16 protein-coding genes are annotated in these 13438 nt (G+C 64.8%); 7 read left to right on the forward strand and 9 right to left on the reverse strand.

The window, feature by feature from the left end:
* Positions 1 to 16 precede the first annotated feature (16 nt).
* Together HRU92_RS00685 and aroC are read left to right on the forward strand one after the other, a co-directional pair.
* Positions 17 to 658: a histidine phosphatase family protein gene (locus HRU92_RS00685; protein WP_172122628.1), complete on the forward strand. Its 642-nt coding sequence runs from the start codon at positions 17 to 19 to the stop codon at positions 656 to 658.
* Positions 659 to 700: 42 nt separating this feature from the next.
* Positions 701 to 1816 carry a chorismate synthase gene (gene aroC, locus HRU92_RS00690; RefSeq protein ID WP_172122629.1) on the forward strand — a complete coding sequence of 372 codons (1116 nt, stop codon included), beginning with the start codon at positions 701 to 703 and terminating at the stop codon, positions 1814 to 1816.
* Here aroC and HRU92_RS00695 read toward each other — a convergent pair.
* From HRU92_RS00695 to HRU92_RS00715, 5 genes are read right to left on the reverse strand one after another with little or no spacing between them, the layout of a single operon-like run.
* A complete protein-coding gene (locus tag HRU92_RS00695; protein ID WP_172122630.1) occupies positions 1813 to 2124 on the reverse strand; it encodes an alkylphosphonate utilization protein in 312 nt (103 codons plus the stop codon). The two genes, aroC and HRU92_RS00695, sit on opposite strands and share 4 nt — an antisense overlap.
* Positions 2125 to 2162: 38 nt before the next feature.
* Positions 2163 to 2903 carry a TlyA family RNA methyltransferase gene (locus HRU92_RS00700; RefSeq protein WP_172122631.1) on the reverse strand — a complete coding sequence of 247 codons (741 nt, stop codon included), beginning with the start codon at positions 2901 to 2903 and terminating at the stop codon, positions 2163 to 2165.
* Complete coding sequence (locus HRU92_RS00705) at positions 2900 to 3502, reverse strand: SCO family protein (protein ID WP_172122632.1); 603 nt, start codon at positions 3500 to 3502, stop codon at positions 2900 to 2902. The genes HRU92_RS00700 and HRU92_RS00705 overlap by 4 nt, the downstream gene beginning before the upstream one ends.
* A gap of 3 nt (positions 3503 to 3505) precedes the next feature.
* Positions 3506 to 3754, reverse strand: a complete 249-nt coding sequence (locus tag HRU92_RS00710) for an exodeoxyribonuclease VII small subunit (RefSeq protein WP_127752237.1) — start codon at positions 3752 to 3754, stop codon at positions 3506 to 3508.
* A gap of 8 nt (positions 3755 to 3762) precedes the next feature.
* The gene (locus HRU92_RS00715; RefSeq protein ID WP_172122633.1) at positions 3763 to 4710 is read right to left on the reverse strand and encodes a histone deacetylase family protein; all 948 of its coding nucleotides are present in this window, start codon (positions 4708 to 4710) and stop codon (positions 3763 to 3765) included.
* A gap of 69 nt (positions 4711 to 4779) precedes the next feature.
* Here HRU92_RS00715 and HRU92_RS00720 point away from each other — a divergent pair, with 69 nt between their 5' ends.
* Positions 4780 to 5724, forward strand: coding sequence for an L-threonylcarbamoyladenylate synthase (locus HRU92_RS00720; RefSeq protein ID WP_173087312.1), 945 nt, complete (start codon positions 4780 to 4782; stop codon positions 5722 to 5724).
* A 16-nt stretch (positions 5725 to 5740) separates the two neighbouring features.
* Here the strand turns inward: HRU92_RS00720 and HRU92_RS00725 are convergent, their stop codons facing one another.
* Positions 5741 to 6682, reverse strand: coding sequence for a DnaJ C-terminal domain-containing protein (locus HRU92_RS00725; RefSeq protein ID WP_173087313.1), 942 nt, complete (start codon positions 6680 to 6682; stop codon positions 5741 to 5743).
* Between the two features lie 127 nt (positions 6683 to 6809).
* Between HRU92_RS00725 and pdxH the strand changes: the two genes are divergently transcribed.
* Together pdxH and HRU92_RS00735 are read left to right on the forward strand one after the other, a co-directional pair.
* A complete protein-coding gene (gene pdxH / locus HRU92_RS00730; RefSeq protein WP_173087314.1) occupies positions 6810 to 7439 on the forward strand; it encodes a pyridoxamine 5'-phosphate oxidase in 630 nt (209 codons plus the stop codon).
* Between the two features lie 72 nt (positions 7440 to 7511).
* Positions 7512 to 8357, forward strand: a complete 846-nt coding sequence (locus tag HRU92_RS00735; protein ID WP_173087315.1) for a DUF1499 domain-containing protein — start codon at positions 7512 to 7514, stop codon at positions 8355 to 8357.
* Here HRU92_RS00735 and HRU92_RS00740 read toward each other — a convergent pair.
* On the reverse strand, positions 8313 to 9224 hold the full coding sequence (locus HRU92_RS00740) for an MBL fold metallo-hydrolase (RefSeq protein ID WP_173087316.1): 912 nt from the start codon (positions 9222 to 9224) through the stop codon (positions 8313 to 8315). The two genes, HRU92_RS00735 and HRU92_RS00740, sit on opposite strands and share 45 nt — an antisense overlap.
* Positions 9225 to 9308: 84 nt before the next feature.
* Between HRU92_RS00740 and HRU92_RS00745 the strand changes: the two genes are divergently transcribed.
* Positions 9309 to 9923, forward strand: a complete 615-nt coding sequence (locus HRU92_RS00745) for a biotin transporter BioY (protein ID WP_127752244.1) — start codon at positions 9309 to 9311, stop codon at positions 9921 to 9923.
* A gap of 61 nt (positions 9924 to 9984) precedes the next feature.
* Here HRU92_RS00745 and HRU92_RS00750 read toward each other — a convergent pair whose 3' ends face one another.
* On the reverse strand, positions 9985 to 10905 hold the full coding sequence (locus HRU92_RS00750; protein ID WP_172122637.1) for a MurR/RpiR family transcriptional regulator: 921 nt from the start codon (positions 10903 to 10905) through the stop codon (positions 9985 to 9987).
* A complete protein-coding gene (gene ugpC, locus HRU92_RS00755) occupies positions 10905 to 11990 on the reverse strand; it encodes a sn-glycerol-3-phosphate ABC transporter ATP-binding protein UgpC (RefSeq protein ID WP_172122638.1) in 1086 nt (361 codons plus the stop codon). The genes HRU92_RS00750 and ugpC overlap by 1 nt, the downstream gene beginning before the upstream one ends.
* A gap of 181 nt (positions 11991 to 12171) precedes the next feature.
* On the opposite strand from ugpC, the gene HRU92_RS00760 reads away from it, so the two are divergent.
* Positions 12172 to 13413 carry a sugar ABC transporter substrate-binding protein gene (locus tag HRU92_RS00760; RefSeq protein WP_172122639.1) on the forward strand — a complete coding sequence of 414 codons (1242 nt, stop codon included), beginning with the start codon at positions 12172 to 12174 and terminating at the stop codon, positions 13411 to 13413.
* Positions 13414 to 13438 lie beyond the last annotated feature (25 nt).

Consider the following 13438-nt stretch of genomic DNA (forward strand, 5'->3'; position numbering starts at 1 on the left):
AGGTTTCGAGTTTCCCATGAGTGATGCGGTTCAATGGCCTGACTTCTATTTCGCGCGCCATGGTGAAACCGACTGGAACCGCGAACAGCGCTACCAGGGCACGCGTGACATTCCGCTCAACCGGGTTGGCCAGCTGCAGGCCGACGCCAATGGAGTGCTGTTGCGCGAGCTGCTCGAACGAGACGGCAAAGACCCCGCTTCGCTCAACTGGTTCGCCTCGCCCCTCAGCCGCGCCTCTGAGACCATGGACCGGATGCGCGCGGCCTTCGACGTGCCGCTTCCGCCCGTGATCCACGACCGACGGCTGGTGGAGATCTCGTTTGGGGCGCTTGAAGGGCGGCTCCACTCGGAGATCAACCGCGAACAGGCGCTGGCCCCCGGCATGCGCGATGCTTCCTATTGGAGCTTCCGGCCCGAGCGCGGCGAGAACTATGACGATGTGGCGGTCCGCCTGCTCGAATTTGCCCGCGACCTGACGCAGAACGCGGTGGTGGTGGCCCATGGCGGCGTGCTGCGGGTGTTGCGGCACCTGGTGGAAGGCACCGAGCGCGCCGAAGTGCTGAACTGGCCACCGCCGCAAGGGGTGATCGCCCATTTCAGCGGCGGACGCATGACGCTGCATGCGGCGCTCGATACCTGGAACGCGCCGGCCGACTGACCGGCCTTTCCTATCCAGACAGGGGCAAGCAGGAGTTATTGCATGTCGTTCAACACCTTCGGCCAGCTGTTCCGGTTCACCACCTGGGGCGAAAGCCATGGGCCCGCCCTGGGCGTGGTGGTGGATGGCTGCCCCCCCGGCCTGCTCCTGACCCCTGAGATGATCCAGCGCGACCTGGACCGGCGCAAGCCCGGCCAATCCAAATATACGACGCAGCGGCGAGAGGCGGACGAGGTGCGCATCCTCTCTGGCGTGTTCGAGGACGAGCGAACCGATGGGCCGCGCACCACCGGCACGCCCATTTCGCTGATGATCGAAAACACCGATCAGCGCTCCAAGGACTATGCCGAAATCCGCGACAAATACCGGCCGGGTCATGCCGACTATACCTATGACCAGAAATACGGCGTCCGCGATTATCGCGGTGGCGGGCGCACTTCGGCCCGTGAAACAGCGGCGCGGGTGGCCGCTGGAGCCGTAGCGCGGCAGGTGCTGGGCGGCATCACCATTCGCGCCAGCCTCGTCCAGGTCGGGCCGCACAAGATCGATTATGCCCGCTTTGATTGGTCCCAAGTCGACCAGAACCCGTTCTTTTGCGCCGATGCCGAGGCGGCACTGCTGTGGGCCGATTATCTCGATGGCATCCGCAAGGCCGGCAATTCGGTCGGGGCCGTGATCGAGGTGGTCGCCGAGAACGTACCGGCGGGCTGGGGCGCCCCGATTTATGGGAAGCTCAGTGCCGATCTCGCCTCGGCGATGATGAGCATCAATGCGGTCAAGGGCGTGGAGATCGGCGCCGGCTTTGATGCAGCGAGCCTGACCGGCGTCGACAATGCCGACCAGATGCGCGCAGGGGCCGAGCGGCCCTATTTCCTGTCCAACCATGCCGGCGGCATTCTGGGCGGGATATCCAATGGCGATCCGGTGGTGTGCCGCTTTGCGGTCAAGCCGACTTCATCCATCCTGCAACCGCGCCAAACCGTCACGACCGCCAATGCCGATACGGACATCATCACCAAGGGCCGCCACGACCCCTGCGTCGGGATCCGCGCCGTGCCCGTAGGTGAAGCGATGATGGCCTGCGTGCTGGCCGACCACTTCCTGCGGCATCGCGGCCAGACCGGGCGCGACGGCGCACTGGGCTTCGAGCGGAATTAGCTCGAACGCTTGCGCACGAATTCAGTGCGGAGCACGAGGCCCTTAATGGCATCGTAGCGGCAGTCGATCTCGTCGGGATTGTCGGTCAGCCGGATCGACTTGATCACCGTGCCCTGCTTGAGGGTTTGGCCGGCGCCCTTGACCTTGAGGTCCTTGATCAGCACCACGGCATCACCATCAGCGAGCGGGGTTCCGGCGCTGTCCACGACGCTTAGCGTTGCCGTGGCACCTGCCGCAGCAACTTCTGATGCCGGGCGCCATTCGCCGGTCTGCTCGTCATAGATATAGTCGTCGTCAGCTGCGGCCATGCCGGGCTCCGGGTTGGGCCGGCCTGGGCCGGATGAAGTCAGGGCGTGCGGCGAAAGATCAGCACCGTTTCCACATTGCCATCGCCGCCTGCGATAGGGGAGGTGACGGACTGTCGGTGGGCAAAACCGTGTTCGGCCATGAAGGCAATGACGTCCTGCAATGCCGTCTCGATTGCCGGCTCACTTGTGACGATGCCGCCCTTGCCCACATTCTGGCGGCCCACCTCGAACTGCGGCTTGAACAGGACCACGGCATCAGCCGTTCGCGTGCACAGCGAGAGGGGCGCTGCCAGCACTTTGATTACCGAAACAAAGCTGACATCGGAAACCAGCAGGTCGATGGGCTCAGGGATCAACTCGGGCGTGAGGTCGCGCGCATTGACGCCCTCCATGCTGACGACGCGATCGCTGCCCGTGAGCCGCTCATGGAGCTGCCCGTGTCCGACATCCACTGCGTAAATGCGCTTGGCACCGCGCTCCATCAGCACCTGGGTGAAGCCGCCGGTGGAGGCGCCCACATCGATGCAGATTTTCCCGGTTACGTCGATCTGGCCGGCATCGAGCCCGGCGACCAGCTTGAGCGCGGCACGCGAAACGTAGTTGGCGGCGGGGTCGCTCAGGGCGAGCTTGTCGTCCCGAGCCACCATCTGGTTCTGCTTGTGCGCGACGACACCATTGATGGTGACGGTGCCACGCAGGATCGCGTCCCGCGCCCGGGCGCGGCTCGGCACGAGGCCGCGCTGCTCGAGCGCCAGGTCGAGCCGGATACGGTCGCTCAACCTTCGACCAGTCGCTTGACCTTGGCCACAGCCGTTTCGGCGGCTTCGCCATAGGCAACAGTGCCATCAAAGCTGCCATCGGCATTGATCAGGAAAGTCGAAGCGGTGTGGTCCACGAGATAATAGGGATCGTTCGCTTCACCGCTTTTTTCCGAGAATACGCCGAAGGCGGCCTTCGCATTTTCCGTGGCCTCCGGGCTGCCGACCAGGCCGATAATGGAAGGATCATAACCCTCCACATAGCCCTTGACTGTTTCGAGCGTGTCGCGCTCGGGATCGACCGTCACAAAGATGATGCGCAGGTCTTCGGGAGAAAGGCCCAGCTGCTGGCGCCAAGCGGTGGTTTCAGCGAGGGTGGTGGGGCACACATCGGGGCAGAAGGTGTAGCCAAAGAACACAAGGCTCGGTTTGCCGCGCAGATCGTCCTGGGTGAAGGCTCCGCCCTGCGTGGATTCCAGCGCAAATTCACGGCCGGTAAGACCCAGCGGGCGCTCCGGCGGGCGGAACCTGTACAGCACGGTGGCGGCAATCGCGACCACGACCACAAGGCTCCACAAAGCGATCCGGAACCGGCGCAAGGATTTGGGCGATTGTGACATGGCTCAGGCGTCCAGCGGTTCGGTGCCGGTGGCGCGACCATCGCGCGACAGGGTGATCTTTTCGATGCGCGCTTCGGCCGTGCGCAGCAGGGTTTCGCAATGGGCTTTCAGCGCTTCGCCGCGCTCATAGATCGCTATGGATTCCGCCAGCGGCGCCTTGCCGCTTTCCAGCTTGCCGACGATTTCCTCCAGCTGGGCCAGCGCGGCCTCGAAGCTGAGGGACTTGACGTCTTCATGGGTTGGTTCGGCCATAGGAAATCCTATTCTTCGAGACGGCCCACAGCGCCGTCCATCAGCATGGCGACATGGTGCGAAACGCCCCCCGCCAGGCCCTTGAGGTCATACCCACCTTCCAGCAGCGAAACAATCCGGTTGGCACAGTGGCGTTCCGCCACATCCATGAGCTTGCCGGTGAGCCAGCTGAAGTCTGAGGACTGCCAGTTGAGCTGGGCGAGAGGGTCGCGGGCGTCGGCGTCGAAGCCGGCTGACAGCAGCAGCAGATCGGGCGAAAAGTCGATCAGGGCGGGGATGATGCGCTCGAGATAGGCTTCGCGCATGGCGTCGCCGTCGCTTTGCGGATCGAGCGGCACATTGACGATATTGCCGACCCCCGTTTCGCTGGCCGCCCCTGTGCCGGGGTAAAGCGGCATCTGGTGGCTTGAGGCGTAGAAGACGGTGGGGTCGTCCTTGAAGATATCCTGGGTGCCGTTGCCGTGATGCACGTCGAAATCGATGATGGCGATGCGCTCGGCGCCGTATTTGCGCTGCGCTTCGCGGGCGGTGATGGCGGCGGTGTTGATGAGGCAAAAGCCCATGGGTCGGGCGATTTCGGCGTGGTGGCCCGGCGGGCGGATAGCGCAGAAGGCGTTGTCGGCTTCGCCGAGGAGAACGGCGCGCAGGGCGGTGAGGGCGCCGCCGAGGCCCGTAGCGGCGGCGTCCATGGAGCCGGGGGAGATAAAAGTGTCGGCATCGATCCGCCCGATGCCTTCAAGGGGGCGGGCGTGGCGCAGGCCGGCGAGATAATCGGGGCTGTGCACGAGCTCGGCCAGGGTCAGATCGGCGAAATCAGCGTTGCGTCGCAAGAGCTTATCAAAACGCGGCCGCGCCAGCGCTTCTTCAACTGCGGCGATGCGGTCGGCCCGCTCGGCATGTTTGGGCGGGGTCTCGTGGTCGGCAAAATTGGGCTGGCTGACAAGAAGAGTGGTCACAGGGGAGGGGCTCCGCGAAGGCATCGTCTTGACGTGCTGGGGCTTGGTTGTCAAACCAGCGCCATGAAGATGAACGACGGATTAACGGTTTCCGATCCCACCGACCCACAAGAGGCGGCGGCCTTGCTGCGGGCCGGCCAACTCTGCGCTTTTCCCACCGAAACGGTCTATGGGTTCGGCGCCGATGCGACCAACCCCGATGCAGTGCTCGCGATCTATGAGACCAAGGGCCGCCCGCGGTTCAATCCGCTGATCATCCATTGCGCCGACCTCGCCATGGCCGAAGAACTGGCGCAGTTCTCGCCGCTGGCGCGGCGGCTAGCGGCGTTGTGGCCGGCGCCATTGACGCTGGTGCTGCCGGCGCGGGCTGGCAATGGGCTGGCCGATGTAGCGACGGCCGGGCTCGACACGGTGGCGATCCGCATTCCCGACCATCCGCTGGCGCTGGCAGTGATCCGTGCGGCGGGGCGGCCGCTGGCAGCGCCGTCGGCCAATCCATCAGGAAAGTTGTCGCCCACCACAGCCGAGCAGGTGCGGCGCGGTTTTGGGGGCAAGGTGCCGGTGCTGGATGGCGGGCCGTGCAAGGCTGGGGTGGAATCCACCATCATTGCCGTGGATGGCGAGCGGCTCGTGCAGTTGCGGGCCGGGGCGATGGCCCGCAGCGAGATCGAGGACCGGCTGGGGGTCACGGTAGAGCAGGCCAGCGCCGACGCGGCGGTGGCGGCGCCCGGGATGCTCAAGAGCCATTATGCGCCGGGGGCGCTGATGCGGCTCAACACGGTGCCGCGGCCGGGCGAGGCTTTTCTGGCTTTTGGTGAGGCCGCCGATTTTGGGGGGCCTATGCGCAACCTGTCCCCGAGCGGGGATCTGCATGAGGCGGCGCGGAATCTCTTTTCCATGCTGCATGACCTCGATGCGACGGGCGCGCCGACCATTGCCGTCGCGCCCATCCCCACAACGGGGCTGGGGGAAGCGATCAATGACCGGCTGGAGCGCGCCGCGGCCCCGCGCTAGGGCAGGGGCCGAAAGCTTAGTCGCGAACCTTGTAGGGTTTCTGGTCGCGCCAGAAGCGCATCAGGCTTTCAAGGTCCGGATCGCCGCCCGGGGGCAGCACAACCCGCAGGTTCACGTACAGGTCGCCATCGCCATAAAGACCCTTGCCCTTGAGACGCAGGGACTTGGAAGTATCGACGCCCGGCGGCAGGTTGAGCTCGACCGAGCCATCGAGCGTGGGGACGCGCACCTTGACCCCAAGCACGGCCTCGTAAAGCGTGATGGGCAGATCGGTGCGCAGATCGCTGCCGTCGCGGCGGAAGGCCTTGGACTTCTCGAACTTCACGGTGACCAACGCATCGCCGTTTTCCCCGCCAAAGGGGCTGGGCTGACCCTGGCCCTTGAGGCGGATCTGCTGGTTCTCCTCGACCTTTTCGGGGAGCTTGACCGACAGCACCTTGCCGCTGGGCATCCGCACCGGGATGGAAGCCGCCTTGTGGGCGTCTTCGAGGGACACAGCAGCGGTGACGATGATGTCCTCGCCCTTGCTGCGCAGGCCCGCACTGGTGCTGGCCGTGCCGGTAAAGGGATCCCACTGGGCGCCGCCACCGCCCGCGCTGCGGCTGGCGCCACGCGGCTGGCCGCCAAAGCCGTTCATGAATTCCTTGAGAATATCCTCGGCCGAAAAGCCGCCCTGCGCCGAGCGGGCGCCACCGGCGCTGCCATAAGCGCCCGGGTTGAAGCCGGGGTGACGCGGATTACCATCGGCATCGATCTCGCCGCGGTCGAACTGCGCGCGTTTTTCGGCGTCGTTGAGCAGGTCATAGGCATTGGTCGCCTCAGCAAACTTGCTGTGCGCGCTGGGATCGTCTGGGTTCTGATCGGGGTGGTACTTCTTGGCCAGCTTGCGATAAGCGGACTTGATGTCCTTTTCGCTCGCCGTGCGAGGCACCCCAAGTACGGTATAGGGATCGCGCATGGGTTCCAATCAGTTGAGGTTGCGAGGCGTTGCTTAGCCTCTGGTTCAAGCTCTATATGGCGAGCGCCCCTCCCAATGTCTAGTTTGGGTGGCCCGAAGGGTAGCGGAAAAGCAAAAGGACAGGTCGATGTTGCAGACACTTACCGAACGGCTGTTCGATGACAGCGACCGCTCCGAGCTCGATCCCTTTGCCTTGTTCGAAGAATGGTTTGCCCTGGCCAAGGAGGGCGAACTCAACGATCCCAATGCGATGGCGCTGGCCACGGCCGATGCCGATGGCATGCCTGATGTGCGCATTGTGCTGCTGAACGGGCGCGATGAACGGGGCTTCGTGTTCTTCACCAATTTCGAAAGTGCCAAGGGACGCCAGCTGCTGGCCAATCCCAAGGCGGCCATGCTGATGCATTGGAAATCGTTGCGGCGGCAGGTGCGCGTGCGCGGACCGGTGGAAGTGGTGTCGGTCGAGGAAGCCGACGCCTATTTCGGCGCGCGACCCAAGGGCTCGCAACTGGCATCTTCGGCTTCCCTGCAGTCGCGTCCGCTCGATAGCCGTGAAACCCTCGTCGAGCGGGTGGCGGAGCTGACCGAAAAAGTGGGGGAGAACGCCGTACCGCGGCCCCCGCACTGGTCGGGCTTTCGCATCGTGCCGCTCGAGATCGAATTCTGGAAGGACGGGCAGTTCCGCCTGCATGACCGGGTGCGGTTTATGCGCCCGGAGCGCAATGCCGGCTGGACCAGCACGCGCCTTTACCCCTAGCATTGCCCACCAGTTGACCCTTTCGCAAGACATGCGCGCTCAGCTCGCACCATATTCAAGACCGGCGGCCAAGTGCGCATTCTGATCCGAACTTCAAAGACGGCTATCTGGGCGCGCTGGCTCGGGGGGCTGGCCGTGCCGGTGCTGGTGATCCCGGTGGTGATGCACCGGCTGCGCTGGCTAACGGGGGATTTGTTCCTCGTGGCCATGGTGCTCGCCTGCATTATCGCCGTGCTGGCAGTCGGCACGGCCATCGTGGCGCTGGCTCGCTTGTGGCAGAGTGGCGACCAGGGCTGGAACCGCGCCCTTGGGGGGCTGGTGATGGGCTTGCTGTGTCTGGCCCCCTTTGCCTGGTACGGCAATCTGGCGCTGACCTATCCGCCCGTGACCGATATCGCAACGATCGACCGGGGCGCCATGCCCCTGGTGTTTGAGCCCGGCACTGCCGCCATGCCGCCGCCGCGCACGCTGACGCGCGAGCAGATCGCGGCGCTGTTTCCCAATGTGGAAACGCGTGAATATCCGCTGACGCCCGAGCAGGCCTATGAAGTGGTGCTGCGCCAGGTGACGAGCCTGGGCTGGGATTTGCGCCTGCAACGCCCGCCGCTGGGAAGCGAGCCCGGGCGCATCAATGCCCAGATCATGACCTGGCCGGGCTGGCGCGAGGAAGCGGTGTTCCGCATCGAGGCCGGGCCCGAAGGCTCGCGCGTCGACATGCGGTCGGCCTCGCTGCATGCCTTCCATGATTTTGGCAGCAATGGCACGCGCATCGAGACGTTTCTCAGCGCGCTCGATGACGAAGTCACGGTGCTGCTGCGCGACAATCCCAGCACCACCCAGCCGGTGGATGCGGAGGCCGAGGAGACCGGCGAGTCAGAGACTGACGCGCAGGCCGAGGAGGCCGGGTCGGAGCCGTAACCGGCCGAGATCGGCGAGATATTCCAGTTGCGCGCCCACAGTCATGGCCGCGGCCCGGCGCACAGGCAGGGACACATCGGGATAAAGCGCGCGCACAATGGCGGGGATAGAGCGGGCGCCTTGCTCCACCGCGGCAATGATTTGTCGGTTGCGCTCCTGCCGGTGGGCGAGGAGCGCCTGGGCATAGCTCGGACCATCGTCGATGGGGCCGCCATGGGCGGGAACATAGCGGCGATAGGGCAGGGCGATGAGCTTTTCCAGCGATTCGAGATAATGGGCCATCGAACCGTCGGGGCTCGCCACCAGGGTAGAATTCCAGCCCATGACGTGATCGCCCGTCAGCACGGTATCGGTGCCGGCAAGGCCAAAGGCGAGGTGGTTGGCGCAATGGCCCGGCGTCGTATGCACCAGGAGCTCGAGGTCGCCGGCCAGGATGGTTTCCCCGTCCCGCAATACGCGGTCGGGCTGGAGCTCCCAATCGGAGGAGCGGCGCAGGGCGTTTGTTTCCCCTGGGCGCAAAGGGCGGGACAGGCGATGCGCCCCGCCAAACCACAGGGGCGCGTTGAGTTCGGCGGCCAGTTGGGCGGCGCCGGCGCTATGGTCGCGATGGGTATGGGTGAGGATGATGGCGCTCACCGGGCGCCCGGCGATGGCCTGCTCGAGTGCGGCACGGTGCGCCGAATCATCGGGACCCGGATCGATGAGGGCGAGCTGCTCGTGCCCGACGAGGAAACTATTGGTGCCAGTGAAGGTATAGGGGCTGGCATTGGGCGCGGTGACGCGCATCAGGCCCGGGGCCACGGCAACAGCCTTGCCGGTCTGGGGATCGAAGCTGCGCTCGAACACGAGCTTGGGAGGTGTTGCCATTGCACTCACTAGGGCGAAAGACTAAGACTGGACAACCATATGGCTCCCCGAGCGGAAGCCGCATCATCTGCAGAAAGGTATGAAATGGCCGTGACCTTGACCACGCCCAATACGCTCCTCGGCGCGATCCAGCCACAGACAGGCACGGCCAAGCTGGCCGCCAATCTGGCGACCGTCGTGCTGGGCACGCTGCTGATCACGGCAGCGGCCAAGATCAACGTGCCGGTCTGGCCTGTGCCGGTGACCCTGCAGGGCATGGCCGTGGCCGCTCTGGCCGGTGCCTTTGGCCTGCGCATCGGCGTTGCCACCGTGGCGCTTTACCTGCTGCAGGGCGCGATGGGCCTTCCCGTGTTCGCTGCCGGCGGCGGCATGCTGTATCTGGCTGGGCCGACCGGCGGGTTCCTCCTGGGCTTTTTGCCCATGGCTGCCATCATCGGCTGGGCTGCCGATCGCGGTGCGTCGCGCAAGGTCATGCCAATGCTGGGCGCGATGCTGGCTGGCGAAGCGGTGCTGCTGGCGCTGGGCTTTGCCTGGCTGCTGGTGCTGTCGGGCCAGGCGGGCTGGATCGACCAGTCCAATGTGCTGGCTTCGGCCTGGAAGGGCGCTGTCGAGCCGTTTATCGTTTGGGACGGGCTCAAGATGGCCCTGGCCGCGCTGACCGTGACCGGCGCCTGGAAGCTGCTGCAGTCCAAGCGCTAAGCGCTGCACAGAGAAACGCGAAAGCCGGTCCCAAGGGGCCGGCTTTTTTGTTGGGCTGAGGTCAGTCGCCGATGGGCTGCATGGGCTCGCCCGCCTCGATGGTGGTGAGGCTTTGGCGTACCCGCCGCAACAGTTCCAGCACTTTGGGGCCGATGGATTCAGCCGTTGCCATGGCGAGAATGTCGACCACGGCCAGCATGGCATAGCGCGAGGACGAGGGCTTGTAGAGCTGGGTCTGGTCTTCCTCAAAGACGAAGGGGACGAGATGCTGCACGGCGCCAGCCAGCGGGGTGTCGGGCTTGGTGACGGCAATGCAGGTGGCATCGTATTGGCGCGCGACGGCTACCGCATCGAGGATCGAGCGCACCCGGCCGGAGGTGGAGAACGCCACCACCACGGTGTGCTTGTCCGACACCGAAGCGCTCATGGATTGCAGCTGGGGATCGGCATAGGCGGTGCTGTTGAGCCCGAGGCGGAAGAGTCGGTTCTGCAGCTCCACCGCGGCCATGGAGGAATTGCCGCCGGTGCCATAAACGATGATGCGCTTGGCGCCGGCGATTTGCTGGCCAAGGCCGGTGACATCGGTATTGGCAAGGGCCACGCTGATGAGGTCGAGCGCGGAATGGGCGCGGCTGCAGATGGTCGAGACCACCTGCTGGGAATTGTGGTTGGCCTCGGTGCTTTCGGCCGCGCGCAGATAGGCGCCACCCAGCGCCAAGGCCTGGGCCATATGCACTTTCATGTCGCGGGTGGAGGCAAAGCCGAGCGAGCGGGCGAGCCGGGTCACCGTGGGCTCGCTGACCCCGGCACGGGCGGCAATCTCGGCAATGGGGGCGGTGGTGGCGAAGTGCATGTCACCAAGGATCACCTCGACGAGCCGCACTTCCGCCCGGTTGCCCTCCTCGAGCCGCGCCTTGAGGCGGGCAATGATGTCGATCCGCGGCTGGGGCGCAAGCGGCTTGGCGCCCGGCTTACCAGCCATCACTGCACCGTGGCGGTGGAGGGCAGGCGCAGGCCGGTCGTGGCGTCAAAAATGTGGATGTGGCCGGGCTCGGCCCCCAGGCGCAGCACTGTGCCGGGGGCGGGATCGAGCCGGAGGCGGAACACGCAGCGCACTTCCGCGCCGGCGATGCGCCCGAACACATGGGTTTCGGGGCCGGTGGTTTCCACCACTTCGGTCTGGAACTGCAGGGGGCCGTTGTCGAGGAGGACATAGTTTTCCGGGCGGATGCCGACATCCACTACGGTGCCATCGGGCGCATCCACGGGGTTCACCGGCAGCAGGCCGCCATCGGCAAGCTCGATCGCCGTGCCGAGGGCGGTGCGCCGATAGGTGCCCGAGATGAAGCTCATGGCGGGCGAGCCGATGAAGCTGGCGACAAAGCGGTTGACGGGGCGGTCATAGAGCTCGAGCGGCGCGCCGATCTGCTCGATGCGCCCGCCATTCATGACGACGATCCGGTCGGCCATGGTCATGGCCTCGATCTGGTCGTGGGTGACGTAAACCATGGTGGTGCCGAGCTTTTGGTGCAGCGCCTTGATCTCGGTGCGCATCTGCACGCGCAGCTTGGCATCGAGGTTCGAGAGCGGCTCGTCGAACAGGAACACCTTGGGGTCGCGCACGATGGAGCGGCCCATGGCAACGCGCTGGCGCTGCCCGCCCGAGAGCTGGCCGGGGGTGCGGTCGAGATAATCGCCAAGATTGAGGATGGAGGCGGCGCGGCCCAGCGCCTGCTGGGTGGCCTCGGATTGTTCGCGGCGCATGCGCGGGCCAAAGGTGATGTTGTCGCGCACATTCATATGCGGGAAGAGCGCATAGGACTGGAACACCATGGAGATGTCGCGCTTTTGCGGCGGCACGTCATTGGTGCGCGCACCCGCGATGAAGAGATCGCCCCCGCTGATCTCCTCGAGCCCGGCGATCATGCGCAAGAGCGTCGATTTTCCACAGCCCGAGGGACCCACCAGCACGATGAACTCGCCATCATTGATGTCGAGCGAGACCCCATGCAGAACCCGGGTCGGGCCGTAGCGCTTTTCAATGTTCTGCAAGCTGAGTTCAGCCATCTCACCTCTCCCTTCACCCTTGGGTTCGTCCCGTCAGGTTACCCCGGCAACGTAATAAAGCAACATTGCCGTCACAATTCACTTGAAACTTCCTCGAATATGAAAAAATCTATCACGAGGCGAAAGGGGAGGTCCGCTGAGGGAAACCTTCCAGGCCTGCCACAATGGGAAGGGAATGTTCATGTCGTTGCACTGGTTGAAAGTCGCGGCTGCGACCGGCGTCGCTGCCATCGCGCTCGCAAGCGCCTCGTATGCCCAGACGGTCCGGGTGACCGTCGCCGAGTACAGCTCCAAGACCGGCCCCTATTTCGAAAAGGCCGCCTCCGAATTCGAAGCCGCCAATCCCGGCACCGACATCCAGATCGAAGTGGTGCCGTGGGATGTGCTGCAGCAAAAGCTGACCACCGATATCTCCGGTGGCGCCAATGCCGATCTCGCCATTATCGGCACCCGCTGGCTGATCGATTATGTCAGCCAGGGCATTGCCGCCCCGCTTGACGACTACATCACCGACGATTTCCGTGCCCGCTTCATCGATACCTTCCTCAGCCCCTCGGTGATGGACGGCCAGACCTATGGCCTGCCGATCGCCGCCTCGGCGCGCGCCATGTATTATAACAAGGCGCTGTTCGAGGAAGCTGGCATTGCCGAGCCGCCCGCCACCTGGGACGAGCTCAAGGCCGCTGCCGAAAAGATCAAGGCCCTCGGCGGCGATGCCTATGGCTTTGGCCTGCAGGGCAAGGAAATCGAGACCGACGTCTACTTCTATTATGCGCTCTGGTCGCAGGGCGGCACTCTGATGGAGGAAGACGGCACGTCGGGGCTCGACACCGAAGCCGCCTATGCCGCCGCGCAGATCTACAAGGACCTGATCGATGGCGGCCTGACCGAGCCGGGCGTCACCTCGCTCAACCGCGAAGACGTGCAGAACCTCTTCAAGCAGGGCCGCATCGGCATGATGATCACGGCGCCTTTCCTTGCCAACCAGATCAAGGAAGAAGCGCCCGACCTGCAATATGGCGTCGCCGCCATTCCCGCCGGCCCCAATGGCGATCGCGGCACCTATGGCGTCACCGACTCCATCATCATGTTCGAGAACAGCCAGAACAAGGACACGGCCTGGAAGTTCATGGACTTCCTCTTCACCACCGAAAAGCGGGCCGAGTTCGACGAGAATGAAGGCTTCCTGCCGGTCAATGCCGAGGAAGCGGCCATGCCGCTCTTTGCTGACAACGCTGACTTGAAGGCCTTCACCGACCTGCTGCCCAGCGCCCAGTTTGCGCCGGTGATCGCCGGCTGGGAAGAAATGGCCGCCGCCACCTCCAATGCGCTGCAGCGCATCTATCTGGGCGAGGGCGAGATCAAGGCCGAACTCGACCAGGCCGCCGCCGAGATCAACGGCATCATCGAAGCCAACAACTAGCATCTGCAGTGCGGGGCGGCGGACC

Source organism: Devosia sp. 1635, assembly GCF_013185955.1.
Classification (GTDB): domain Bacteria; phylum Pseudomonadota; class Alphaproteobacteria; order Rhizobiales; family Devosiaceae; genus Devosia.